Source organism: Bradyrhizobium sp. JR4.3 (assembly GCF_040547695.1).
Lineage (GTDB): Bacteria > Pseudomonadota > Alphaproteobacteria > Rhizobiales > Xanthobacteraceae > Bradyrhizobium > Bradyrhizobium canariense.
Genome location: NZ_JBEPQF010000020.1, coordinates 122,793 through 144,955, shown reverse-complemented (window position 1 = coordinate 144,955; position 22,163 = coordinate 122,793). Strand labels below are relative to the sequence as shown.

General features: G+C 65.0%; 22 protein-coding genes. 9 read left to right on the top strand and 13 right to left on the bottom strand.

All coding sequences use genetic code 11. The annotated features are described in order from the left end of the window. Positions 1–97: 97 nt before the first annotated feature. Positions 98–799 (bottom strand): response regulator transcription factor CtrA, encoded by a 702-nt coding sequence (gene ctrA, locus ABIB91_RS27665; RefSeq protein ID WP_007600544.1) that lies wholly within the window; start codon positions 797–799, stop codon positions 98–100. Between the two features lie 415 nt (positions 800–1,214). On the opposite strand from ctrA, the gene fliI reads away from it, so the two are divergent. The 5 genes from fliI to ABIB91_RS27640 all read left to right on the top strand — a co-directional run bounded on the left by fliI (position 1,215) and on the right by ABIB91_RS27640 (position 6,210). Beyond that, complete coding sequence (fliI, locus tag ABIB91_RS27660) at positions 1,215–2,540, top strand: flagellar protein export ATPase FliI (RefSeq protein ID WP_007600545.1); 1,326 nt, start codon at positions 1,215–1,217, stop codon at positions 2,538–2,540. A gap of 121 nt (positions 2,541–2,661) precedes the next feature. Beyond that, positions 2,662–3,081 (top strand): flagellar export protein FliJ, encoded by a 420-nt coding sequence (fliJ, locus tag ABIB91_RS27655; RefSeq protein ID WP_354169008.1) that lies wholly within the window; start codon positions 2,662–2,664, stop codon positions 3,079–3,081. Positions 3,082–3,260: 179 nt separating this feature from the next. Continuing rightward, the gene (locus tag ABIB91_RS27650; protein WP_007600547.1) at positions 3,261–3,806 is read left to right on the top strand and encodes a sigma-70 family RNA polymerase sigma factor; all 546 of its coding nucleotides are present in this window, start codon (positions 3,261–3,263) and stop codon (positions 3,804–3,806) included. Between the two features lie 37 nt (positions 3,807–3,843). Further along, entirely contained in the window at positions 3,844–4,899 is a 1,056-nt protein-coding gene (locus tag ABIB91_RS27645) for an anti-sigma factor (RefSeq protein WP_354169004.1), read from the top strand. A gap of 351 nt (positions 4,900–5,250) precedes the next feature. Then, positions 5,251–6,210 (top strand): helix-turn-helix transcriptional regulator, encoded by a 960-nt coding sequence (locus tag ABIB91_RS27640; RefSeq protein WP_354169001.1) that lies wholly within the window; start codon positions 5,251–5,253, stop codon positions 6,208–6,210. 992 nt (positions 6,211–7,202) lie between these two features. On the opposite strand, the gene ABIB91_RS27635 is transcribed toward ABIB91_RS27640, so the two are convergent. The 8 genes from ABIB91_RS27635 to ABIB91_RS27600 all read right to left on the bottom strand — a co-directional run bounded on the left by ABIB91_RS27635 (position 7,203) and on the right by ABIB91_RS27600 (position 14,594). Beyond that, on the bottom strand, positions 7,203–7,403 hold the full coding sequence (locus ABIB91_RS27635) for a hypothetical protein (protein WP_007600553.1): 201 nt from the start codon (positions 7,401–7,403) through the stop codon (positions 7,203–7,205). Positions 7,404–7,697: 294 nt separating this feature from the next. Next, positions 7,698–9,839 (bottom strand): flagellar biosynthesis protein FlhA, encoded by a 2,142-nt coding sequence (flhA, locus tag ABIB91_RS27630; protein WP_354168998.1) that lies wholly within the window; start codon positions 9,837–9,839, stop codon positions 7,698–7,700. 354 nt (positions 9,840–10,193) lie between these two features. Then, entirely contained in the window at positions 10,194–10,496 is a 303-nt protein-coding gene (locus ABIB91_RS27625; RefSeq protein ID WP_354168995.1) for a copper-binding protein, read from the bottom strand. A gap of 11 nt (positions 10,497–10,507) precedes the next feature. Continuing rightward, positions 10,508–10,966 carry a cupredoxin domain-containing protein gene (locus tag ABIB91_RS27620; protein WP_354168992.1) on the bottom strand — a complete coding sequence of 153 codons (459 nt, stop codon included), beginning with the start codon at positions 10,964–10,966 and terminating at the stop codon, positions 10,508–10,510. 35 nt (positions 10,967–11,001) lie between these two features. Further along, positions 11,002–12,339, bottom strand: a complete 1,338-nt coding sequence (locus ABIB91_RS27615; RefSeq protein ID WP_007600558.1) for a copper oxidase — start codon at positions 12,337–12,339, stop codon at positions 11,002–11,004. A gap of 13 nt (positions 12,340–12,352) precedes the next feature. Beyond that, positions 12,353–13,774: a TolC family protein gene (locus tag ABIB91_RS27610; protein WP_354168988.1), complete on the bottom strand. Its 1,422-nt coding sequence runs from the start codon at positions 13,772–13,774 to the stop codon at positions 12,353–12,355. A gap of 9 nt (positions 13,775–13,783) precedes the next feature. Continuing rightward, positions 13,784–14,068 (bottom strand): hypothetical protein, encoded by a 285-nt coding sequence (locus ABIB91_RS27605; protein ID WP_354168984.1) that lies wholly within the window; start codon positions 14,066–14,068, stop codon positions 13,784–13,786. Between the two features lie 79 nt (positions 14,069–14,147). Continuing rightward, the gene (locus ABIB91_RS27600; RefSeq protein WP_354168981.1) at positions 14,148–14,594 is read right to left on the bottom strand and encodes a hypothetical protein; all 447 of its coding nucleotides are present in this window, start codon (positions 14,592–14,594) and stop codon (positions 14,148–14,150) included. Between the two features lie 152 nt (positions 14,595–14,746). Here ABIB91_RS27600 and ABIB91_RS27595 point away from each other — a divergent pair, with 152 nt between their 5' ends. Beyond that, positions 14,747–16,012, top strand: a complete 1,266-nt coding sequence (locus ABIB91_RS27595) for an MFS transporter (protein ID WP_219685347.1) — start codon at positions 14,747–14,749, stop codon at positions 16,010–16,012. Here the strand turns inward: ABIB91_RS27595 and ABIB91_RS27590 are convergent. Both ABIB91_RS27590 and ABIB91_RS27585 read right to left on the bottom strand, forming a co-directional pair. Beyond that, positions 16,009–16,416 carry a DUF4864 domain-containing protein gene (locus ABIB91_RS27590; RefSeq protein WP_007600562.1) on the bottom strand — a complete coding sequence of 136 codons (408 nt, stop codon included), beginning with the start codon at positions 16,414–16,416 and terminating at the stop codon, positions 16,009–16,011. The genes ABIB91_RS27595 and ABIB91_RS27590 overlap by 4 nt on opposite strands. 54 nt (positions 16,417–16,470) lie before the next feature. After that, positions 16,471–17,112, bottom strand: coding sequence for a TetR/AcrR family transcriptional regulator (locus ABIB91_RS27585; RefSeq protein ID WP_219685346.1), 642 nt, complete (start codon positions 17,110–17,112; stop codon positions 16,471–16,473). Positions 17,113–17,352: 240 nt separating this feature from the next. Here ABIB91_RS27585 and ABIB91_RS27580 point away from each other — a divergent pair, with 240 nt between their 5' ends. Genes ABIB91_RS27580 through ABIB91_RS27570 form a run of 3 tightly spaced genes read left to right on the top strand, consistent with a single transcriptional unit; the run spans position 17,353 to position 21,150 of the window. Continuing rightward, positions 17,353–17,850, top strand: a complete 498-nt coding sequence (locus ABIB91_RS27580; RefSeq protein WP_007600564.1) for a (2Fe-2S)-binding protein — start codon at positions 17,353–17,355, stop codon at positions 17,848–17,850. Continuing rightward, the gene (locus tag ABIB91_RS27575; protein WP_354168975.1) at positions 17,847–18,908 is read left to right on the top strand and encodes an FAD binding domain-containing protein; all 1,062 of its coding nucleotides are present in this window, start codon (positions 17,847–17,849) and stop codon (positions 18,906–18,908) included. Before ABIB91_RS27580 ends, ABIB91_RS27575 begins: the two co-directional genes overlap by 4 nt. After that, positions 18,895–21,150 (top strand): xanthine dehydrogenase family protein molybdopterin-binding subunit, encoded by a 2,256-nt coding sequence (locus ABIB91_RS27570; RefSeq protein WP_354168972.1) that lies wholly within the window; start codon positions 18,895–18,897, stop codon positions 21,148–21,150. The genes ABIB91_RS27575 and ABIB91_RS27570 overlap by 14 nt, the downstream gene beginning before the upstream one ends. 43 nt (positions 21,151–21,193) lie before the next feature. On the opposite strand, the gene ABIB91_RS27565 is transcribed toward ABIB91_RS27570, so the two are convergent. Together ABIB91_RS27565 and ABIB91_RS27560 are read right to left on the bottom strand one after the other, a co-directional pair. After that, positions 21,194–21,346 (bottom strand): hypothetical protein, encoded by a 153-nt coding sequence (locus ABIB91_RS27565; protein ID WP_354168969.1) that lies wholly within the window; start codon positions 21,344–21,346, stop codon positions 21,194–21,196. A 140-nt stretch (positions 21,347–21,486) separates the two neighbouring features. Next, a complete protein-coding gene (locus ABIB91_RS27560; RefSeq protein WP_007600574.1) occupies positions 21,487–22,035 on the bottom strand; it encodes a cupin domain-containing protein in 549 nt (182 codons plus the stop codon). Between the last annotated feature and the right edge of the window lie 128 nt (positions 22,036–22,163).

Below are 22,163 nucleotides of genomic sequence, written 5' to 3'. Positions count from 1 at the left end.
GAGGCCGCGTTCACGTCCCCAAAAAACAAAACCCCGCCATTTGCGGCGGGGTCCAGGCTGGGAGGAGCAAGCCCGAAGGGCTCGCGCAGTAAACTGATCAGGCGGGAATGCGCTCTTCGACCTCATGCGGCTCGCGCAGCACGTAGCCGCGGCCCCACACGGTCTCGATGAAGTTGCGGCCTTCCGAGGCATTCGCGAGCTTCTTGCGGAGCTTGCAGATGAAGACGTCGATGATCTTCAGCTCGGGCTCGTCCATGCCGCCATAGAGGTGGTTGAGGAACATTTCCTTGGTGAGGGTCGTGCCCTTGCGGAGCGAGAGCAGCTCCAGCATCTGGTATTCCTTGCCGGTCAGATGCACGCGCTGGCCACCGACTTCCACCGTCTTGGTGTCGAGGTTGACGACGAGGTCACCGGTCTGGATCACCGACTGGGCATGGCCCTTGGAGCGGCGCACGATCGCGTGGATGCGGGCAACCAGCTCGTCCTTGTGGAAGGGCTTGGTCATGTAGTCGTCGGCGCCGACGCCGAGACCCTTGACCTTGTCCTCGATGCCGGCGAGGCCGGAGAGGATCAGAATTGGTGTCTTGATCTTGGAGACCCGGAGCTGCTTGAGCACGTCGTAGCCGGACATGTCGGGCAGGTTGAGGTCGAGAAGGATAATGTCGTAATCGTATAATTTACCGAGATCGACGCCTTCTTCCCCCAAATCGGTCGTGTAGACGTTGAAGCTCTCAGACTTCAACATCAGCTCGATCGACTGCGCGACGGCGCTGTCATCTTCAATCAGCAAAACGCGCATGCCAGTTCCCCATAGTCGCCGCTCCTGGGCGTCAGGTCGGCCGCATTCGCGGCACACAACAAAACGCCTTTGAACAACTGATTCGGATCCTGACAACAGATGGTTAACAAATTCTGATTCTGGAACGCAAGCCCTGTAGATGCAATTTTCGTCGAATCGCCCTAAGGTCTTGTGTGCGAAGCAGCTTTCGTTATCCGGTTGCGTTCAAGTTCCACTTTAAGAGACGGGCCTAACCGACTCCCGCGACTCAGCCTTCTTCTGAAGGGGAGCCACGCTCAGTCACAAAGACAGTGACGCAATGATTAACGATGCGGGTAAACACGAAGTTAAGCGCCGTTCAGAAATATGGCGAAACTTAAGGTTCTCGCCACGAAACCCCGGGTTATGAAGGCGATCACCTCATGAAGGCCCTCTTGTGAAGGCTCTTGCCGAACAGATCGGCGACATTGACGGCATCAATATTTATGGCCGTGTGGTCGGCGTGCGCGGCCTGATGGTCGAGGTGGCCGGCCCGATCCATGCGATGTCGGTCGGCGCGCGGCTCGTGATCGAGACCGGCGGCAACCGTTCCATCCCCTGCGAGGTGATCGGCTTCTCCGGCAACAACGCCGTCGTGATGCCGTTCGCCGGTCTCGACGGCGTGCGGCGCGGCTGCAAGGCGGTCATCGCCAATGCCGCAAATCAGGTGCGGCCTTGCGCGGCCTGGCTCGGCCGCGTCGTCAATGCGCTGGGTGAGCCGATCGACGGCAAGGGGCCGCTCCCCCAGGGGCCGGCGCCGATGCCGTACCGCAATTCGCCGCCGCCGGCGCACTCGCGCAAGCGCGTCGGCGCGCCGCTCGATCTCGGCGTGCGCGCGATGAACACGTTCCTGACCTGCTGCCGCGGCCAGCGCATGGGCATCTTCGCAGGCTCCGGCGTCGGCAAGTCGGTGCTGCTGTCGATGCTCGCGCGCAACGTCGATGCCGCGGTCAGCGTCATCGGCCTGATCGGCGAACGCGGCCGCGAGGTCCAGGAGTTCTTGCAGGACGACCTCGGCGAGGAAGGCCTGGCGCGTTCCGTCGTCGTGGTCGCGACCTCCGACGAGCCGGCGCTGATGCGCCGTCAGGCCGCGTATCTGACGCTCGCGATCGCCGAATATTTTCGCGACGAGGAGCAGGACGTCCTTTGCCTGATGGATTCGGTGACACGCTTTGCCATGGCCCAGCGCGAGATCGGTCTGTCCGCGGGCGAGCCGCCGACCGCCAAGGGCTACACGCCGACCGTGTTCACCGAACTGCCGAAGCTTCTGGAGCGCGCCGGTCCGGGCCTGGGCGAGGGCGCCATCACCGCGATCTTCACGGTGCTGGTCGATGGCGACGACCATAACGAGCCGATTGCGGATGCCGTCCGCGGCATCCTCGACGGCCACATCGTGATGCAGCGCTCGATCGCCGAGCGCGGCCGCTACCCCGCCATCAACATCCTCAAATCCGTCTCCCGCACCATGCCGAAATCGGCCGACCCGGAGTTCTGGCCGACCATCCAGAAGGCGCGGGCGGTGATGGCGACCTATGCCGACATGGAGGAATTGATCCGTCTGGGCGCCTACCGCGCCGGCTCCAGCCCGGAGGTCGACGAGGCGATCCGCCTGCACGAGCCGCTGGAGGCCTTCCTGCGCCAGCGCAAGGACGAAAATGCATCGCTGGCGGACGGCTACCGCCAGTTGGCGCAAATCCTCGGTGATTTGGAAACGGAACGCTAACTTTGTCCGGTCATCATCCCATCCCACAGAGTAGCAGAGCCGGTCTTGGCCCCAGTCGGGCCTGTGGGGAGACCGGTGTTGTCCCACGTGCAGCCAAGGGACTTCTGGGGAGTACGAGTCGATGAAGTCACGTGATACCCTCATCCGCCTGAAGAAATTTCAGGTCGACGAGAAGCGCCGCCGGGTCAGCCAGATCGAGACCATGATCGCCGACTTCCAGCGGATGTCGACCGATCTTGAACGCGAGATCTCGACCGAGCAGGAGCGCGCCGGGATCAACGATCCCTCGCACTTCGCCTATCCGACCTATGCCAAGGCTGCCATCCAGCGTCGCGAGAACCTGACCCGCTCGGCCGACGAGCTGAAGGGCCAGCTCGACGAGGCCAAGGCAGCGCTGGGCGAAGCCTTCGAGGAGCTGAAGAAGGTCGAGCTCCTCGACGAGCGCGATCAGGCCCGCGAACGCGCCGAGGAAAACGCCCGCGAGCAGGCCGATCTCGACAGCATCGGCCTGATGCGTGCCCGCATGGGCGCCGTCGCCTGAGGCGCTAGCCGCCAGACCTGCGAGAATTTGCAGAACCCGGACCCCAAAGGTCCGGGTTTTTGCATGTGCTGTCCACAGTGTGCCGCCGCGCCCCCTTGGTGGTCGGCTTTGTCGCGCGCTATGGTGGCGGCGTGCCAGGACCTGCGCGGAATGCGACGGGCCGCGCATTGGGGGGCTGAATGCTGACGCCAGCAGAGCTGGTCGGGCTGATTGGGGCAGTGGCGCAGGGCGATCAGGCCGCGTTCGAGCGCCTCTACGTCGCCACGCGCGCGAAACTCTATGGCGTCGTGCTCCGTATCTTGCGCCGACAGGATCTCGCAGAGGAGGTCATTCAGGAGACCTACGTCAAGATCTGGAACAGCGCCGGCCAGTTCAATCCCGCTCTCGCGTCGCCGATCACATGGATGGCGTCGATCGCGCGCAACCGCGCCATCGACGTCGTGCGTAAGAAGACGGAAGTCTCCATCGAGGAAGAGCCGCAGGCGATGGAAGTCGCAAGCGATAGCCCCGATCCGTTGGCGCGGCGCGAGATGACCGAGGAATTGAGGCGGCTGCTGGAATGTATCGGCCGGCTCGAGCCGGACCGTCAGAGGCTCGTGCTTCTCGCCTATTACAACGGCTGGAGCCGCGAGCAATTGGCGGAGAAATTCGCGGCGCCCGTCAACACGGTGAAGACGTGGCTTCGGCGCAGCATGATGGATATTCGCGAATGTCTCGGGCTATGAGGGCTTGGACGGTGAGGGCGAGTCTGGATCGCAAGTGATGGCCTACACGGAGGACCATATCGCGCTCGCCGCGGAATATGCGCTCGGCACGCTCGACGCCGGCGAGCGGGCGCAGGTCGAGACCATGATGGCGGTGGACAAGGCGTTCGCCGATGTCGTGCAGGCGTGGGCATTCCGGCTCGGCGTCCTCAACCAGATGGTCGGCTCGATCGAGCCGCGTCCGATCGTGTGGGAGAACATCAGGTCCGAGCTCGCGCGGACGGGCTTTGCGCAGGATCCGCCAGCGCTGCCGGACGCAGCGCCGCCACCTGTGCCGGAGTTTTCCTCGCCCGACACCGTGCCTCCGCCGGTGCCGTCGGAGAATATGCAGCAACCGGCGCCGCAGCCTCCCGAAGCGGAGCAGCCCGAAACGACGCCACCGGCGCCCGATGCGCTTCCCGATGTCGTGCCGATCTTCATGCCGCAGGTCCACGCGCCAGACCCGGAGGTCGCGCGTACGCCACCGCCGCCGGTTGCCGACAACAGTAACGTGATCCGGCTCCAGGGGCGCGTGAAGCGCTGGCGCACCATCGCATCCGCCGTCGGTGCGCTCGCGGCCGCGCTGCTCGTGACGCTGTCGCTTCAGATCTTCCAGCCCGAGGCGCTCCCGGGCGGCTTGCGACCGGCGCCACGCATCCAGACGGTCGAGGTGAAGACACCGGCGCCGCTCCCGGTGTCGTCGCAATATGTCGCGCTGTTGCAGGGCCAGGGCGGAGGTCCTGCCTTCATCCTCACCATCGACGGTGCGACCAAGAACTTCACCGTGCGCAAAGTGGGCGCGACCCCGGAGCCCGGCAAGAGTTTCGAGCTCTGGCTGATCTCCGACAAGCTGCCGCGTCCGCGCTCGCTCGGCGTGATCGGCGCCGGCGATTTCACCGCACGACCGGTGCTCGGTTCGTACGATGCCGACGTCGTCAACAGCGCGACCTACGCGGTCACCGTCGAGCAGGCGGGCGGTTCGCCCAACGGCCAGCCGACCTCGGCGCCCATATTTTCCGGCAAGCTGATCGAGACCGTGCCGCCGTCACAGCCGCAGGCGCCCGCGAAGAAGTAGGTTTCTATTGTCGTCCTGGCGAAAGCCAGGACCCATTACCCCAAGAGCTTGTTGCAAGAGTGAGCCGTGGCCACACGGGTGAGCAACCACTCAATCCCGGGGTAATGGGTCCTGGATCGGCGCTCGCTCTGCTCGCTTGTCCAGGACGACACCGGGGGCATTGGACGCTTCAACATCGTCGTGGCAATGCCTGATCGGTTTCTGTCGCCACGGTCCGCCCCGCCGTCGCATCCCGACAACTCCCGCCGAATCCGCCCACGATTTGAACCTCTCCGTGTTTCGCGGCGTCAAATGCCCGGAATTTGCAGTCGGCGCCGTCGATCATGGCGCCGGAGAGGGGCGAGAAATCAGATGGATGCAGCGAAAACGTCGGGCATCTTCATTCACCAATATGCGGGGCTGCCACACGGCCCGGCCTTCGAACATTGGCGCGAGCGGACTTTCGGGGCCTGCGGCCTGGATATCGGGCCGAGCCGGGGCGACAGCATCGATTGCCGGCTCCAAGTCAGCGTGGTCGACAATATCGCACTCGCCATTCCCGAAGGCGCCTCCGCGCAATATTCACGCACCCAGAGCCACCTTGCCGACGGCAGCGACGATCTCGTCCTGATCGCGGCACACGCGGGTCTCGTCCGCGTTGGGCAGAACGGCCATGCCGTGGAGCTTGCGCCCGCGCAGATGGTGCTCGTCGACATGGGCATCACCGGCACCGTGGGCCACACCGAGGAAGATCGCTTCACCACCATCCGCATGCCGCGCCGCGCACTCCTCGACATCAGTCCACGCGCCGAGGACAAGCTGTCGCAAGTGCTCTCGGACGGCGCAGTCGCCGAGACGATCTTCCGCTACCACTCCCTTGCGGCCCATCACGCGCCGCATCTCGACGCCGTCGGCCAGCGCCTCACCGCGCAGCACATGGTCGATCTCGTCGGGCTCCTGCTCGGCACTGACGCCGAGCATGCAAGTCTTGCGCGCGGGCGAGGTCATGCGGCGGCCCGTCTCGATCTCATGCGCGCCGACGTGATGGCGGCGCTTGGCCGCAACGATCTCTGCCTGTCCGAGATTGCCACGCGCTCGGGCCTGAGCCCGCGCCAGGCACAGCGCCTGTTCGAGCAGGCCGGAACGACCTTCACCGAATTCGTGCTGGAGCAGCGCCTGCTGCAGGCGCGCAAGCTGCTCAGCGATCCTCGCGCAAGGACCCGCAAGATCAGCGACATCGCGCATTCGTCGGGCTTCTCCGATCTGTCCTATTTCAACCGCGCCTTCCGCAAGCGCTTTGCCGCGACGCCGTCGGAACTGCGCGAGGCCTGAGCGCGCCGCGTAGGCGTAGCCCGGGTGAGCGAAGCGACACCCTGGGCCGCTCGCGGAGATATCCCGGATATCGCTGCGCTCATCCGGGCTACAAGATATCGCGTTGCCCGTCGGGCAAAACACCCAAGCTGCCGGTCAACCCGCGTGGCTCAAAATATTCCACTTTACCGAATTTCGGAATTGCGTATATTTCGCCTCACTCCGGCCCAAGGAAGAGGGGCGTATCGCGATCGTCACGAACGCGGGCCGGACGGCGGTGGACGTGGGCCACATCGGCGCGAAGGGTTTCGCAGGGCGGGCAACCGTGAGCGAAAGTGTCGCGCACACGACCGGTGTGATCGGCGTACGGCGAAATCGTGTGGTCCTGGCGCCCGGGGTCTGTGCGCCAAGTGTTGCGGTGATGTCGCGGCCCGACCGGGGCGCGTGCATCAGCCATCCGCAAGGCGACGGGGGCAATAGTGCATCGCTCCCCGGGGAGAGCACGACATAAGCCGTAAAGCCACTGCGCAGGGAAGGCCGGATGTTGGGCTTCACCTGTATGCCGCTGTGCAGATTTCGCTACTGCCTTTCGCACAGTAGACCGCGGGTGCCAGCCGGCACCCGGTCTTCCCTGCGCTCTCTTTCAATTGAGGGTGAGGCGATCATGCAAAGCTCGGGCGAGATGAGCCGCGAGAGGGTGAAGGTGTGTCTACAAGTGAGATGTGAATCTAAGAGCGACGCTCTTGCCTACACTCCGTCATTGCGAGCGCAGCGAAGCAATCCAGCCTGTCTCTGCGGAGGGATTCTGGATTGTTTCGTCGCAAGAGCTCCTCGCAATGACGGAGCTGGACGCGCGTGCGCTCACGATAACGACACACCCCAGACATGAGAAAGCGCCCGTGGGGGGCGGGCGCTTTCTGTAGTCGACTTGGGGTTGGGGTCGTCTACATATCCACGTGGCGACTTTGGGGGGCTGATAAAGAGCCGCGTGAATTCCTGAAACTCAAATCTCCTTAGCGAACGAGGGACACGTTCGAGCTGGTGATGGCGATCGGCTTGCCCGCCTTCATGACGCGAGCGGTCTGGGTCAGGCCTTCGTCTGAACTCGTACGCGCGGTGATCCCGAGACCCGCCACCGCGATGCCGGCAACGAGCGCGACAACCACGATCTTGAGGTGGGTCGAGCGATCTGCGCTGTAAATCGAGTGGTTCATGGAAGGCTCCTGCCGCCATCTACCCGAAGTAGTCGCCTGCGTGTTTGGGCAGGTTCATGCTTCCGGTGCCCAACAACCTAGTATTGGGGGGATTCGTTCCCAAGAGGCGATCACAAGAGCGTGACATGACGTGAGAAGCCGCGATCAAAAACGATCCTTGATCGTGCAATTTGGCAATTATTTCAAAGCTGTAATGTGTCTGCCGGGCGCCTTGCCGGCCATTGATCGGCAAGGCGCCAGAAACTGAAAAACCATTTGCCTGTGGCCGAAAAACACACGGCTTCTTAAGGCAAATCAGATGCTTCCGACCGTTTTCAATCTCGCCCTGGGGTGGATTTCAGCTTGCGACAGCACGGTCGTTTGCGCCCGGAACCGCTCGACCAGGGAACGCACGAAGGGACGAATTGCCGCAGAGGTGACCAGCACCGGGGCCTCGCCTTCACGCGCGGCGCGCTCGAAGGCCTCGCGCACGCCGGTCATGAACTCCGACAGCTTCGAGGGTTGCATCGCGAGGCTGCGCTCCTCGCCCTGGCCGATAATGGATTCGGCAAAGGCTTGTTCCCACCGCGCCGAGAGCGCGATCAGCGGCAGATAACCGCTGTAGGAGGTGTTCTGCGCACAGATCTGCCGCGCCAGGCGGGCGCGGACGTGCTCCACCATGGTGGCCGGATTGCGCGAGAAGGCGAGCGAGTCCGCGATGCCTTCTAGAATGGTCGAGAGGTCGCGGATCGAGATGCGCTCGGCGAGCAGCAGCTGCAGCACGCGCTGGATGCCGGAGACGGTGACCTGTCCGGGCACGATGTCCTTGACCAGCTCCCCCTGCTCCTTCGGCAGCTCCTTGAGCAGCTTCTGCACCTCGCCATAGGAGAGCAGGTCCGACATGTTGGCCTTGAGCAGCTCGGTGAGGTGGGTCGAGAGCACGGTCGCGGCATCGACGACGGTGTAGCCCTTGAGCGAGGCTTCCTCCTTGAGGCTGGCATCAACCCAGGTCGCGGGCAGGCCGAAGGTCGGCTCGGTGGTGTGGATGCCGGGCACCTGCACCTGGCTGCCGCCGGGGTCCATGACCATGAACTGGTTCGGCCAGATCTTGCCGGTGCCGGCGTCGACCTCCTTGATCTTGATGATGTAGGTGTTGGCTTCGAGCTGGACGTTGTCGAGGATGCGCACGGCCGGCATCACAAAACCCATCTCGATCGCGAGCGAGCGGCGCAGCGCCTTGATCTGCTCGGTGAGGCGGTCGGTGCCGTCGGGGCCGTTGACCAGCGGCAGCAGGGCATAGCCGAGCTCGATCTTGAGGTCGTCGATCTTCAGCGCCGCGGAGATCGGCTCCTCCGCCGCAGCGGAGCCGGCTGCGCCCGGCGCTCCCGGCGCAGGTGCGGTCTTTGCAACTTCGGCAGCCCTGGCAGTCGCCCGATTGCGGTTGCGGGCGTGCCAGGCGAGCGCGCCGGCACCGGAACCGAGCGCCAGGAAGGGGATGGTCGGGATGCCCGGCAGGGCCGCCAGCACCAGCATGACCGCCGCGGACATCGCGAGCGCCTGCGGATATCCGGAGAACTGCTTCATCAGCGCCTTGTCGGCGGCGCCGGACACGCCGGCCTTGGAGACCAGCAGGCCGGCCGCGGTCGAAACGATCAGCGCCGGCACCTGGGTGACGAGGCCGTCACCGACGGTCAGCAGCGTGTAGCTGCGGCCGGCGTCAGCGAAGGACAGGCCCTGCTGCGCCACGCCGATGATCATGCCGCCGACGACGTTGATGAAGACGATCAGAAGGCCGGCAATGGCGTCGCCGCGGACGAATTTGGAGGCACCGTCCATGGCGCCGAAGAAGCCACTCTCGTCTTCCAGATCCTTGCGCCGCTGCTTGGCGACCGCCTCGTCGATCAGTCCGGCGGAGAGGTCGGCGTCGATCGCCATCTGCTTGCCGGGCATGGCGTCGAGGTGGAAGCGCGCCGCGACTTCGGCGATACGGCCCGAACCCTTGGTGATGACGACGAAGTTGACGATGATCAGGATGGCGAAGACGATGATGCCGATGACGAAATTGCCGCCCATCACGAAGCTGCCGAAGGCTTCGATGACGTGACCGGCGGCATCCGTGCCCTCATGCCCGTGCGACAGGATCAGGCGGGTCGAGGCCATGTTGAGCGACAGCCGCAGCATGGTCGAGATCAGCAGGACGGTCGGGAAAGCGGAGAACTCCAGCGGCGCCTGGATGAACAGCGACGTCATCAGGATCAGGATCGAGAGCGTGATCGAAATCGCCAGGAACAGGTCCAGCACGATCGCGGGCAGCGGAAGGATCAGCACCACCAGGATGGTGAGGACGCCGAGCGCCAGCGCGATATCGCCGCGTTTGAGGATGTTGCCGATCTCGGCAAGGGTGGGGAAACCGGCGTTTGTGCCGCCTACGCCCTGTCCCGCGGTGACGTCGACCATGGTAGCTGCCCCTCCGCGCGACTGCCGTCCGCGCGCCCCAAACGTCTGCCCGACGGCCGAAGGGCCGCCGTTCCGAAAGTGAGGCACCGCACTGGCGTCCACAGGGCACTCCCCGTTCTACGCGGCTGACGACACTCGACTCCACTGGGCAATTCTTGCCGGGTGTATGGTTAGCAAAGGGTTAATGTCGGGTGCGGCATGGGGGCTGACCGGGGTATTTCGGGGCTCTAACGCCGTCATTCCGGGGCGCGCGAAGCGGGAGCCCGGAATCCATCGTGCCGCAGGCGTCGTGGGGAAATGGATTCCGGGCTCGCGCCAAGAGGCGCGCCCCGGAATGACCATTGTGGAGGCAGCCTACTTCGCCTTCTCCATCCGGGTCACCATGTACCCCGAAGCCGCCTCCTCGGCTTCGAAAGTCACCTTGTCGCCGACCTTCACCTGTTTGAGCACGGCCGGGTCCTTGACGCGGTAGACCATGGTCATGGGTTCATCCATGCCGAGGTTCTTCGCAGCCCCGTGTTTGAGCGTAATCTTGCCGGCGCCCTCGTCGATCTTCTTGACCTCGCCGGTGATCGCGGCGCCCTGGGCCGCCAGGGCACCTGTGGCAAGGCCGGCGGCCAGCGACAGCGCTGCGGCGATACGGATGATGCGGTTCATGGGACTCTCCTTTATTGCTTCACGGTGACGTGGCCGACCATGCCGTAGTCGCGGTGGTCGGGAATCAGGCAGGAAAATTCGAACGTGCCGGCCTTGCTGAACTTCCAGAGGATCTCGGCTGTCTTGCTCGGCGCGAGCCTGACTCCGTTGGGATCGTCGTGCTCCATGTGCGGATGCTTCTTCATCTCCACCGCATGCGCGAGATTCTCTTTGGTGGTGGCGAGCAGGAATTCATGGTCCTCCTTGCCGACATTGCGCAGCACGAAGCGGATCTGCTCGCCGCGTTTGACCTCGATCCTCGCGGGGGTGTAGTCCATCTCGTTCAGCAGGATCTCGATGGTGCGCGCGGGCTTCTTGGGATCGCCGGGCTCGCCGGCCGAAAAGGTGCCGTGCCCGTGCTGGTCGTGGGCAAAGGCCGGCGCGGTGGAAAGCGCGGCCAGCGCGAGACCGAGCTTGATCGTCGTCTTCATTTGTATCTCCAGTTGGTGGTGGTTCATCGAAACGCTCACATCTTCATGTTCTTCATCGGCGGTCCGCCTGGCTGTTGCCGCACGGGCTCCGGGGCCGGCGGCGTGACCTCGTAGGCGACGGTGCCTTGCGGGAATTGGTAGGGGCCGGGATCGCGATAATCGTCGCGCGCGAGGCCTTCGCGGATCTTCATCACCGTGAACATGCCGCCCATCTCGATCGGGCCGAACTGGCCGGTGCCGGTCATCATCGGCAGCGTGTTGTCGGGCGCGGGCATCTCCATGTTGCCCATCGCCATGCCGGTCGAGCCCATCGCCATGCCGTCAGGCGCGAGCTTGCCGACGGCCCTGGCGAGATCCTTGCGCGACACCCCGATCATGTTGCGCATGTCGTGTCCCATCGCATTCATGGTGTGATGCGACTTGTGGCAGTGGAACGCCCAGTCGCCGGGGTTGTCGGCGAGCACGTCGAACACCCTGACAGCGCCGACCGGTACGTCCGTGGTTGTCTCCGGATATTGCGCGCTCTCCGGAATCCAGCCGCCGTCGGTGCAGGTCACTGCAAAGCTGTGGCCGTGCAAATGGATCGGATGGTTGGTCATGCTGAGATTGCCGATGCGCACGCGCACCTTGTCGCCGAGTCTGACCGGCAGCGGATCGATGCCGGGAAACACGCGCGCGTTCCAGGTCCACATGTTGAAGTCGGTCATCTCGTTGACCTGCGGCAGATAGGTGCCGGGATCGACGCGATAGGTGCTCATGACGAAGACGAAGTCGCGGTCCACGGCCCGAAAGTTCGGGTCGCGCGGATGCACGACGACCATGCCCATCATGCCCATCGCCATCTGCACCATCTCGTCGGAATGCGGGTGGTACATGAAGGTCCCGCTCTTCTTCATCTCGAACTCGTAGACGAAGGTTTTTCCCGGCTGGATGTGAGGCTGCGTCAGCCCGCCGACACCGTCCATGCCGCTGGGAATGATCATGCCGTGCCAGTGCACGGTGGTGTATTCGGGCAGTCTGTTGGTCACGAAGATGCGGACCTTGTCGCCCTCCACGGCCTCGATCGTCGGTCCCGGCGACTGGCCGTTATAGCCCCACAGATTCACCTTCATGCCCTCGGCGAATTCGCGCACCACGGGCTCAGCAACGAGATGGAATTCCTTCCAGTCGCCGTTCATCCGGAACGGAAGCGACCAGCCGTTCAGCGTGACCACGGGGCGATAGTCCGGCCCACCGGCGGGATGCAGCGGCGCTTGCATCACCGCCTTGTCCATGTGCGGGGCTTCCGGAATCGAGGCGGCCTGCGCGCGGCCGCTGACGACGGATGCGCCGGCGAGCGCGGCGCTGCCCAGAAATCCTCGGCGGGAAAACATGTTGGCCTCCATGTCAATGGCCGCCATCGGCAGGCGCTGCCGCGGCGATAGTGGTTGAGCTGTCGCTGTCAGCAGGCGCGCCGCCGCCATTGACGGCGGTCTGCAAGTCGGACTGGGCAAGGAAAAATCTTTGCTTCGCATCGATTGCACCGCGCAGCGACGCAAGTCGCTGACGCGCCTCGTTGAGCAGCGCGAAGATATCGACCTGCATGCTGGAGAAGCGGAGCTGCATCTCCTCGGTGATGATCTTTCGCAAGGGGATGATCTCGCGCTGATAGTGGCTGGCGATGTCGTAGCCCGAGCGATAGATCCGGTAAGCATCGCGCGCCTCGGAGCGTACGTTCACGGCGCGCTCGGTCAGCCGATTGAAGGCGAAATTGTAGGTCTCCGCCGCCTGCCGCACCCGCACCTCGCCGCCGTCGAAGATCGGGATCTGGAACTGCACGTCGAAGCCGCGCTCGCGGAAAGGCGCGCCTTCCGGATCTCGGGTGCGGCGAGAGATGCCGGCGAGATCGAGCAGCGTCACGAAGCGCGTCGCCTCCGTGAGGTTCAGCGACTTCGCCAGCGCGGTCAGCTCGAGCCGCGCGATCTGAAGGTCGATGCGATGGGCGACCGCGTCGGCTTCAATCGACGGCAAAGCCTGCGGCCGGCGCGGCAGCGGCGGCAGCTGGTTGGGCAGGCGGAAGTCGAGGCCGCCGTCCCACAGTCCCATCAGGCGCGCCAGCTTTTCGCGCGCGCTCGTCGCCGTCTGTAGCGCGGTGGCAAGGTCGGCGGTGGTTTCGGCGTAAAACACCTGTTCACGAGCCTGATCGAGCTTGTTGATCGAGCCGGTTTCGCCGAGCTTGACCGCGAGCTGTGCGGTCGATTCCGCCGTCGCCTTCGCATCCGTCAGCAACGCCACCATCTCGTTGCCGCCCACGGCGCGCCAATAGACGCGGCGGACATCGGCGGCAAGCCGCAAGGTCGCCAGACCCGCGCGCAATTGCGCCTGACGAAAACGGTCGCGGGCGATCTCCGAACGAAACGGCAGCGTGGCGAGCGCGAGGATGTCGCCGACAATTTGACGCTCGATCTCGCTGGCGCCGTTGCCCGAGATCCGCGAGACCGAGAACACGGGATTGGGCGGCAGGCTCTGCTCGACGAGATCGGTCTCGGCCAGCGCCAGCTCGTTATAGGCGGCCTGAAGCCCCTTGTTGTTGAGCAGGGCGATCTGCACGGCGGTCTCGGGGTTGAGTGTTCGCGACAGCAGTTGGCGAACGCGCGCGTCGACCGCGCCGGCTCCCTCGGCCGTCCGCACGAAGGCGACATCCTTTTTGAGGGTCTGGCTCGTCAGCTCCGAGACGGCATTCATGCCGCTGTCGGGCGAGAAGGCGGCGCAGCCTGACAGGCCGAGCGAGGCAAGAACGAGCAGGCTTTGCGCGAGACGGTGTGTCATGACGCGCTCCTACCGGTCTTGCTTGGGCTGCGGCGCGACGCTCTCGTTACGCTCGCGCCATGGTGCCGGCGTCGCGGGCCGCAGGCTGGTGTACGGCGCAATCGTCGAATGATAGCCGGCGCGCGCGACCTTGGCCGCGGGATCGGCAGGATCAGCGCCGGCGACTTGTGTCGTTGCCGGCATACAGCCGGACAACGCCAATGCCGTCGCGGTCAGCAGCGGCCAATTGAATCGAAAGTGTAGTCCCCGCGCCGCGGATGCAGCGGCGGACTTCGCCCCGGAAAGCGTAAGCATGAGTCATCCCTGATCTGTCTGGAGACCACAGGTTCGCGCGCGCGGGTGCGCGCTCGGCCTGACGTCGTCGCGCGTCAGATCAGGCGATGGGAGGGCGGTAGAGCAGGGGCGGCGCCGCGCTGTGCAGGCTGGCCACGATCTCGGGCGAGCAGGCGGAAACCGGCTGAAGCGGCTTTGCGACGCTGGGCAGGTCGGCCGCCAGCGCGCTCACACACATCATCGCACAGCACGGTCCCGGCGTACCCTTGCCGTCGTGATGATGAGGGACGGCGGGCGCGTCCTGCGCGGCGGTCTGGTGATGCGCATGCGGCCCGGCGTGGTCATGCGAGGCGCCGTCATGCGTGTGGCCGGCCTGCATCTGGTGATGCACAGGCACGAGATCGGCGAGGAGCGCGTCGTCGAGGCACGGTGCTGGACCGCTACCCCAGGCGAGGCTTGCGGCCGGCGCGAGCACGCAGAACAGATAGGCAAGGGCAATCACACGCCCCACCCTGATCCGCATCGATCGTGTCAATCGCAGCAACATTCCGCCGACATGCCCTTCGCGCGGCGATGTTGCACGCGCTGATTTGCAAAATAATGACAAAACGCGCGTTCGCCAAGCTCCTTCTTACCGCAGTGCACCGTGCATGCCCAATATCGCGCCACAATGGTTGACCCTGTGGCGATCCGCGGGCCATGGTCCCGCCCGTGCACGCGCCAAATCAATCGGGACAAACACCTGAAACATTCACTCCTGATTCGCGTCAGGCCTGGATGCGCCTCGTCATTGCGCTTCTGATCGGTTCGATCGGCGGCGTCGGCATGTGGGCGATCGTGGTGATGATTCCCGCGGTGCAGGCCGAATTCTCCGCGACGCGCGGCGCGGTGTCGCTGGCTTTCACGCTGATGATGTTCGGCTTCGGGCTTGGCGGCGTCATCGCCGGCAGGATCACCGACCGGTTCGGCATCGTGGCGGCGATGGCGATCAGCATCGCTTTCCTCGGCGTCGCCAACGTGCTGGCGGGTCTGTCGACCCAGCTCTGGCAGTTCGTGGCGGCGTATTTCCTGATCGGACTCGGCACGTCGGCGACCTTCGCTCCGCTGATGGCGGAGGCCTCCCACTGGTTCGAGCGCTATCGCGGCCTGGCCGTGACCATCGTCGCGAGCGGTAATTATGTCGCCGGCACGATGTGGCCGCCGCTCGTGAGCACGGGCATGCAGACGATCGGCTGGCGCTTCACTCACATCGGCATTGGCCTCGTCTGCGTCAGCCTGATGACCATCCTGGTGCTGGTCCTGCGCGCGCAGATGGGCGACGACAAGGTTCACGATCATGCCAATGCAGCGCCGCCGCGGGTCGACCTCAAGCTCTCGACCAATACGCTGACGGTGCTGCTCTCGATCGCCAGCATCTCCTGCTGCGTCGCCATGGCAATGCCGCAGGTGCATATTGTCGCCTATTGCGGCGATCTCGGATATGGCGTGGCGCGCGGTGCCGAGATGTTGTCGCTGATGATGGCCTGCGGCATCGTCAGTCGGATCGGCTCGGGCTACCTCGCCGACAAGATCGGCGGCATCCCGACGCTTCTGATCGGCGCCCTGGCGCAAGGCTTTGCGCTCGTATTCTACCTGTTCTTCGACAGCCTGACCTCGCTCTATTTGATCTCCGCGATGTTCGGTCTGTTCCAGGGCGGCATCGTGCCGAGCTATGCCATCATCGTGCGCGAGGCGATGCCGGCGAGCGAGGCCGCAACCCGCGTCGGCATCGTGATCTTCGCCTCCGTGTTCGGCATGTCGTTCGGCGGCTGGGTCTCGGGCGTCATCTTCGACGCGACAGGTTCCTATGCAGCGGCGTTCGCCAACGGTGTGGCGTGGAACGCGCTCAATATCGGCATCGTGCTGACGTTGCTGATCCGCTCGCGGATGAATGCAGTCAGGACCGGTCCAGGTTTTGCGACCTAGACTGCCTGTCCCGCCTTCAGCAGCGAACAACCCGTGATCTTGTAGCTGCCGTCTGCCTGCTGCTCGAGCGTGTAGAGCGCTTCCCAGGCCTCGCCATTGGCATCGATGATATGGACGTGCTGGGCAATGCGGCTGCCCTCGCTCTTGCTGTCGCCGAATTCAAAGCTCTTGTGCCGATAGACCGGCGGGTAGCCGTTTTGCACCATGGACATGAAGATGTCGGGCGCGGGGAAGATCTCCCGGATCGCCGGTGCGGCGTAGGAATAGGCCGCGCGCGCGTCGTCGCGGCCGAATGCCTGCTCCTGGGCGCGGATGATATCCTGTGCCGTCGCGACATCGTCGGCACGCGCCGAGATCGGACCGAAGGCGACACTGAGAAAGACCAGCAAGGCGGCGATGCGCATGACAGGCTCCGCGTTGAAATCCCGGGCGGCGCCGATCCTAGCACATCTCGCGGGCTATCGCTTCCGCTTTGCAGCCGGCTTCGCGGGCCTGGCGGCCACGCGGGCCTTGGCTTTCACGACAGGCTGCACCCGCAAACCATCAACGAACACGTCGAGCATCCGCAGCACCGAGGATTGCCAGCCGGGCTGGTCGTGCATGTAGCACATGCCGAAGAACGCGCGCAGCAAGTCCTCGGGGCTGACGTCCGCGCGCATCGCGCCGGCCGCGGCTGCCCGATCGAGCAGCGAGCCGATCGCCTTGCTCAGGCGCTCAAAGGAAAAGGCATGCAACTCCGACCCGCTCTGCACCGCGAGTGCCAAGGCTGCCACCATGCCCTTTTTGGTGGCAACGAATTCGACACCTGAGCGCAGCCAGCGCCGCAGCGCATCCACCGGGTCCTTCGCATTCTTCAGCTGCTCGGCGAGTTCGCTGAGCTGCTCGACCTCGCGCCGGTACACCGCCTCGAACAAATCCTCGCGCGTCGGGAAATGCCGATAGAGCGTGCCGATGCCGACGCCGGCGCGTTTTGCCACCGCCTCCAAGCTCGCCTCCGGCCCGCCCGCGTTGAACACGGCTTTCGCCGCCTCGAGCACGCGCTCGCGATTGCGCACGGCATCGGCACGCGGCTTGCGGATCTGATCGGTGTGGTCGTCCATGCCGGCACTGTAGATCACGAATTGGTTAGATTGAACCCTTGTGGGGCTGCATCGCGTTGATGCGCACGGGCTTTTGACGAATTCCAAAATTTTTCGGCGGCCCTTGTTAAGCGGAGGCTGCCTCCGTATCTTCGCTGAAGACGTTGGCTCGGATGATATTCGGGCGGCGCGGAATCGACGGCGGCCACGGCGGTGGCGCGCTGCGCGACGACTCATGTCCATATCTGATCGGAGCCTTATATGAACCACTCCATCAGCCTCACCGTGAACGGTGCGCGGCGCGACTTCGTCCTCGACGATGCGCGCGTCACGTTGCTCGATCTCCTGCGTGAGCGCCTCCACCTGACCGGAACCAAGAAGGGATGCGACCGCGGTCAATGCGGCGCCTGCACCATTCTCGTCGACGGCAAGCGGATCAACTCCTGCCTCGCGCTGGCCATTAGCCATGACGGTGCCGACATTCTCACCATCGAGGGCGTGGCGCGCGGCGACCAGCTTCACCCCGTGCAGGCCGCCTTCATCGCCCATGACGGCTTTCAGTGCGGCTTCTGCACGCCCGGCCAGATCATGAGCGCGATCGGCATGATGAGCGAGGCACAGGCCGGCAACGATCCCGAGCGCATCCGCGAATGCATGAGCGGCAATCTATGCCGCTGCGGCGCCTATGCCGGCATCGTCGATGCCGTGCTCGACGCGCAGGCCGGGATGGACGAATCCAATCAGAGGCGCTCCGCATGAAGCAATTTGATTACGTCAGGCCGGCCACGGTCGCCGAAGCCGTCGCGGCCGCAGCGCAGCCGGGCGCCGTCTATCTCGCCGCCGGCACCAATCTGCTCGATCTGATGAAGGGGGACGTCAGCCGCCCGGATCGTCTGGTCGACGTCACGCATCTCGACGGGCTCGATCAGATCGAGCGCCTTGCCGACGGTGGTGTGCGTATCGGCGCGTTGGTGAGCAACGCCGATCTTGCGCATGACGCCGACTTCGCCAAGGCCTACCCGGCTGTCGCCGAAGCGCTGCTCTCCGGCGCGTCGGCGCAACTGCGCAACGCCGCGACCGTCGGCGGAAATCTGCTGCAACGGACGCGTTGCGCGTATTTTTACGACACCGCCAGCCGCTGCAACAAGCGCGAGGTCGGCAGCGGTTGCGACGCGCGTGACGGCGAGAACCGCACCCACGCCGTGCTCGGCTGGAGCGAAAACTGCATCGCCACGCATCCATCCGACTTCTGCGTGCCGCTGGTCGCGCTCGACGCCATCGTCGAGATCGAGGGCAGGAACGGGCGGCGCCAGATCGCGCTCGACGACCTGCATCGCCTGCCCGGCGACACGCCCGAGCGTGAATCGGCGCTCGAACCGGGTGATCTCATCGTCGCGGTGCGCCTGCCGCCCGCTGCGCGCGGCTTTGCGGCTCATGCGCGCTATCTCAAGGTCCGCGATAGAACGTCCTACGCGTTTGCCGTCGTCTCGGCTGCCGCTGCGCTGCGGATCGAGAACGGCAAGATCGCGGAGGCGCGGCTTGCGCTCGGCGGTGTCGCCGCAAAGCCCTGGCGTGCCCGCGCCGCGGAGGACATGCTCAGGAACGTCCCGCCCACGGTGGACGCTTTCCAGGAAGCCGCCTCGCGCGCGCTCGCCGACGCAAAACCGTCCGGCGACAACGCCTTCAAGATCGAGCTCGCGCGCCGCATCGTCGTGCGCGCGCTGAGCCTCGCCGCCGCCGGTACGCCCGTGCGCATCCCCGCGCTGCCGGCCTCTCCCTTTGCCTCGATGTCCGGAGCCATTCATGCCCGAGCTTAATCTCACCAGCGCGCCCGCTCATCTGCGGCACGGCTCGAACATCGGCCAGCCGCTGACCCGCCGCGACGGCGTGCTTAAGGTCAAAGGCCAGGCGACCTACGCCGCCGACAATCATCCGCCCGGTATGCTGTTTGCGGTGATGGCCGTTTCCAGCATCGCGCGCGGTCGCGTGACCTCGCTCGATGTCGCTGCTGCCAAGCGCCACCCCGGCGTCATCGATGTCATGACGCCAGACCACAAGCCCGAGCTCGCGATCGATCCCGAGATCAAGACCAATCCATTCGTATTCCGGATGGAGGTGCTACAGAGCAATGAGGTCCGCTACGCCAACCAGCCGATCGCCGTCGTAATCGCCGAGACGCTGGAGGCGGCGACGGAAGGCGCGGCGCTGCTGGCGCCGCGCTACGAGACGCTGCCTGCGCTGATCGGTCTCGACGCGGGTGAAAGCTTCGTGCCGCCGGTCGTCGGCGTCGGCAACCCCACAGAAAATCACCGCGGCGATGTCGAGGCGGGGCTTGCGTCGGCCGACAAGCGGATCGACGCGGTCTACGAAACGCCGCCGCAATATCACAATGCGATGGAGCCGCATGCGATCGTGGCTGCCTGGAATGGCGACAATCTGCAGATCGACATGCCGACTCAGGGCCTCATGCTGTCGCTGGCGCGCGTTGCCGAATTGTTCGGCATCGCGCACGACAAGATCCATATCCGCAGCCCGTTCCTCGGCGGCGGCTTCGGCTCGAAGGGGCTCATGGCCGGCCCTCCGGTCCTCGGCATCATGGCGGCAAAGCTCGTCGGCAAACCAGTCAAGCTGGTGCTGCGCCGTGAGCAGATGTACGGCCCGGTCGGCCATCGCGCGCCGACGCGGCAGCGGCTTCGCGTCGGCACCGATGGCGAGGGGCGCCTGACCGCGCTCGAGCACCATGCGAGGACCGTGTCGAGCACGTTCGACGATTTCTACGAGCCCGCGGCCGACGCCTCGCACACGCTCTATGCGGCGCCCGCGATCCGCACCTCGCACGACGCCGTGCGTGTCAACACGGGTACGCCTTTGTTCATGCGCGCGCCCGGCGAGGCGACCGGCTCGATCGCGCTGGAGAGCGCGATCGACGAGATGGCCTGGGCCTGCGGCATCGATCCGCTCGCCTTTCGTCTGAAGAACTATGCCGAGGTCGAGCCCATCACCGGCAAGCCGTTCTCGTCCAAGGCGCTGCGCGCCTGCTACCAGCAGGGCGCGGCGCGCTTCGGCTGGGCGAAGCGACCGCTCCAGCCGCGGCAGATGCGCGACGATGCCGGCCTCCTGGTCGGCTGGGGCATGGGCACCGCGACGTTCCCGGCGCTGATGTTCCAGGCAGAGGCACGTGCGGTGCTTCGCCGCGACGGCTCCGGTGCCATGGAGATCGGTGCGCATGATATGGGGCAGGGTGCCTGGACGGCGCTTGCGCAGATTGCGGCCGACGAACTCGGGCTTGATATCGACCGCGTCGAGTTCAAGGCGGGTTCGTCCGACCTGCCCGATGCCGGCATCGCCGGCGGCTCGGCACACACGGCAACCGCGGGTGCTGCGATCCACAGCGCAGGCGCGGCCGTGATTGCAAAACTCGCCGATCTCGCCACCAGCGACGAGCGCTCGCCGCTGTTCGGCGCCGGCAATGCCGGCGTGATCGCGCGCGATGGCCGGTTGATCCGGCGCGACGACGAGAGCCGCGGCGAAAGCTATTCCGAGATTCTCGCGCGCGCCGGCGTCGCCGAAATCGAGGCGCGTGGCACCGGTGCGCCGAATCCGGCGGCCATGGAGGAGTATGCGATGCACGCCCATGGCGCGGTGTTCGCGGAGGTGAAGGTCGATCCCGAGCTCGGCCAGGTCCGCGTCACCCGCATGGTCGGCGCCTTCGCCGCGGGGCGGATCGTCAATCCGCGCATGGTGCAGAGCCAGCTGTTCGGTGGCATGATCTGGGGCCTGTCCTTCGCGTTGCACGAGGAAGCCATCACCGACCGCCGCACCGGCCGGATCATGAACGCCAATCTCGGCGAGTACCATATCCCGGTGAATGCCGACGTGCCGCCGCTCGACGTGATCACGGTCGATGAGCAAGACCCGCACGTGAACGCGCTTGGCATCAAGGGTGTCGGCGAGATCGGCATCACCGGCAGTGCAGGGGCAGTCGCCAACGCCATCTGGCATGCGACTGGCGTGCGTGTTCGCCGTTTCCCGATCCGGATCGAGGAGTTGCTGACCTAGGCTTTAAGCAGCGGCGGGCGAGGCCGTCTCGCTCCGCCGCGTGCTAATGCAGCCTCTTGCGAAGAGCCTTGAGCGCTTCTCGCTGCGACTCGATGTAGTTCGCGATGGTCTTGCGCAGCTCCTCCGAATGGAGCTTGTCGCTGTCGCGCTGCACTTCATCGAGCGCAGCCTCTGCATTTGCGAGCGTGATCTTCATAGCGAGCCCTGTTACGAAGCGGCCCCGGAAAGCGGAGGCTGCTTGGCTATGGCTCGGAACATATAGAGGATCAGGCTGCGGAAATTGAGATGGCTCAAACTCCGTAAGATACCGGTGGCTCCGTAGGATTGCGGACAACTTCAAAACGTCGGGGGCGTGCAGGCCGAGATCACCTCGCACGGCTTGCCACCGACGCAGCGGAAGCGATGCGGGCGACGGCTCTCGAAGTAGTAGGCATCGCCCGGATTGAGGATGCGGCGCTCGTCCTCGACGGTGACTTCGAGCTTGCCCGAGATCACGATGCCGCCTTCCTCGCCGTCATGGACGAGGTGAACGCGCCCGGTGTCGCTGCCGGGCTCGTAGCGCTCCTTCAGGATCTGCAGGCTGCGACCGAACAGATTGTCGCCGATTTGCCGATACGAGATCGGCTTCTTGCCGACCTCGGTCAGCTCTTCACCGCGGTAGAATATCTTGCGCCGGCTCTCCGGCTCCAGCGCGAAGAACTCGGCGAGCCCCATCGGGATGCCGTCGAGGATGCGCTTGAGCGCGCCGACCGAGGGGTTCATCTGGTTGGATTCGATCAGCGAGATCGTCGAATTGGTGACGCCGGCGCGTTTGGCGAGTTCGCGCTGCGACAGCTTCTGGCGCGCCCGGATGAATCGCAGCCGTCCACCGATATCGACGCTCATGTCCCTGTCCCGTGTTGCAGGTGTTGCGGATCGCGCAAATATGGACCGGCAGCCCTAGTCAAATCAATGGCTTGCAGCCGGTCAGAAAAGGACTTGTTGCGCTTTTCAAGCCGTGCCTCTGGTAGCAG

What these genes read in the sequence shown, in the direction of transcription:
- ctrA (WP_007600544.1), bottom strand. Translation starts at nt 799, where the DNA reads ATGCGCGTTTTGCTGATTGAAGATGACAGCGCCGTCGCGCAGTCGATC.
- fliJ (WP_354169008.1), top strand. Translation starts at nt 2,662, where the DNA reads ATGAAGTCACGTGATACCCTCATCCGCCTGAAGAAATTTCAGGTCGAC.
- ABIB91_RS27650 (WP_007600547.1), top strand. Translation starts at nt 3,261, where the DNA reads ATGCTGACGCCAGCAGAGCTGGTCGGGCTGATTGGGGCAGTGGCGCAG.
- ABIB91_RS27645 (WP_354169004.1), top strand. Translation starts at nt 3,844, where the DNA reads ATGGCCTACACGGAGGACCATATCGCGCTCGCCGCGGAATATGCGCTC.
- ABIB91_RS27640 (WP_354169001.1), top strand. Translation starts at nt 5,251, where the DNA reads ATGGATGCAGCGAAAACGTCGGGCATCTTCATTCACCAATATGCGGGG.
- ABIB91_RS27635 (WP_007600553.1), bottom strand. Translation starts at nt 7,403, where the DNA reads ATGAACCACTCGATTTACAGCGCAGATCGCTCGACCCACCTCAAGATC.
- flhA (WP_354168998.1), bottom strand. Translation starts at nt 9,839, where the DNA reads ATGGTCGACGTCACCGCGGGACAGGGCGTAGGCGGCACAAACGCCGGT.
- ABIB91_RS27625 (WP_354168995.1), bottom strand. Translation starts at nt 10,496, where the DNA reads ATGAACCGCATCATCCGTATCGCCGCAGCGCTGTCGCTGGCCGCCGGC.
- ABIB91_RS27620 (WP_354168992.1), bottom strand. Translation starts at nt 10,966, where the DNA reads ATGAAGACGACGATCAAGCTCGGTCTCGCGCTGGCCGCGCTTTCCACC.
- ABIB91_RS27615 (WP_007600558.1), bottom strand. Translation starts at nt 12,339, where the DNA reads ATGTTTTCCCGCCGAGGATTTCTGGGCAGCGCCGCGCTCGCCGGCGCA.
- ABIB91_RS27610 (WP_354168988.1), bottom strand. Translation starts at nt 13,774, where the DNA reads ATGACACACCGTCTCGCGCAAAGCCTGCTCGTTCTTGCCTCGCTCGGC.
- ABIB91_RS27605 (WP_354168984.1), bottom strand. Translation starts at nt 14,068, where the DNA reads ATGCTTACGCTTTCCGGGGCGAAGTCCGCCGCTGCATCCGCGGCGCGG.
- ABIB91_RS27600 (WP_354168981.1), bottom strand. Translation starts at nt 14,594, where the DNA reads ATGTTGCTGCGATTGACACGATCGATGCGGATCAGGGTGGGGCGTGTG.
- ABIB91_RS27595 (WP_219685347.1), top strand. Translation starts at nt 14,747, where the DNA reads ATGGTCCCGCCCGTGCACGCGCCAAATCAATCGGGACAAACACCTGAA.
- ABIB91_RS27590 (WP_007600562.1), bottom strand. Translation starts at nt 16,416, where the DNA reads ATGCGCATCGCCGCCTTGCTGGTCTTTCTCAGTGTCGCCTTCGGTCCG.
- ABIB91_RS27585 (WP_219685346.1), bottom strand. Translation starts at nt 17,112, where the DNA reads ATGGACGACCACACCGATCAGATCCGCAAGCCGCGTGCCGATGCCGTG.
- ABIB91_RS27580 (WP_007600564.1), top strand. Translation starts at nt 17,353, where the DNA reads ATGAACCACTCCATCAGCCTCACCGTGAACGGTGCGCGGCGCGACTTC.
- ABIB91_RS27575 (WP_354168975.1), top strand. Translation starts at nt 17,847, where the DNA reads ATGAAGCAATTTGATTACGTCAGGCCGGCCACGGTCGCCGAAGCCGTC.
- ABIB91_RS27570 (WP_354168972.1), top strand. Translation starts at nt 18,895, where the DNA reads ATGCCCGAGCTTAATCTCACCAGCGCGCCCGCTCATCTGCGGCACGGC.
- ABIB91_RS27565 (WP_354168969.1), bottom strand. Translation starts at nt 21,346, where the DNA reads ATGAAGATCACGCTCGCAAATGCAGAGGCTGCGCTCGATGAAGTGCAG.
- ABIB91_RS27560 (WP_007600574.1), bottom strand. Translation starts at nt 22,035, where the DNA reads ATGAGCGTCGATATCGGTGGACGGCTGCGATTCATCCGGGCGCGCCAG.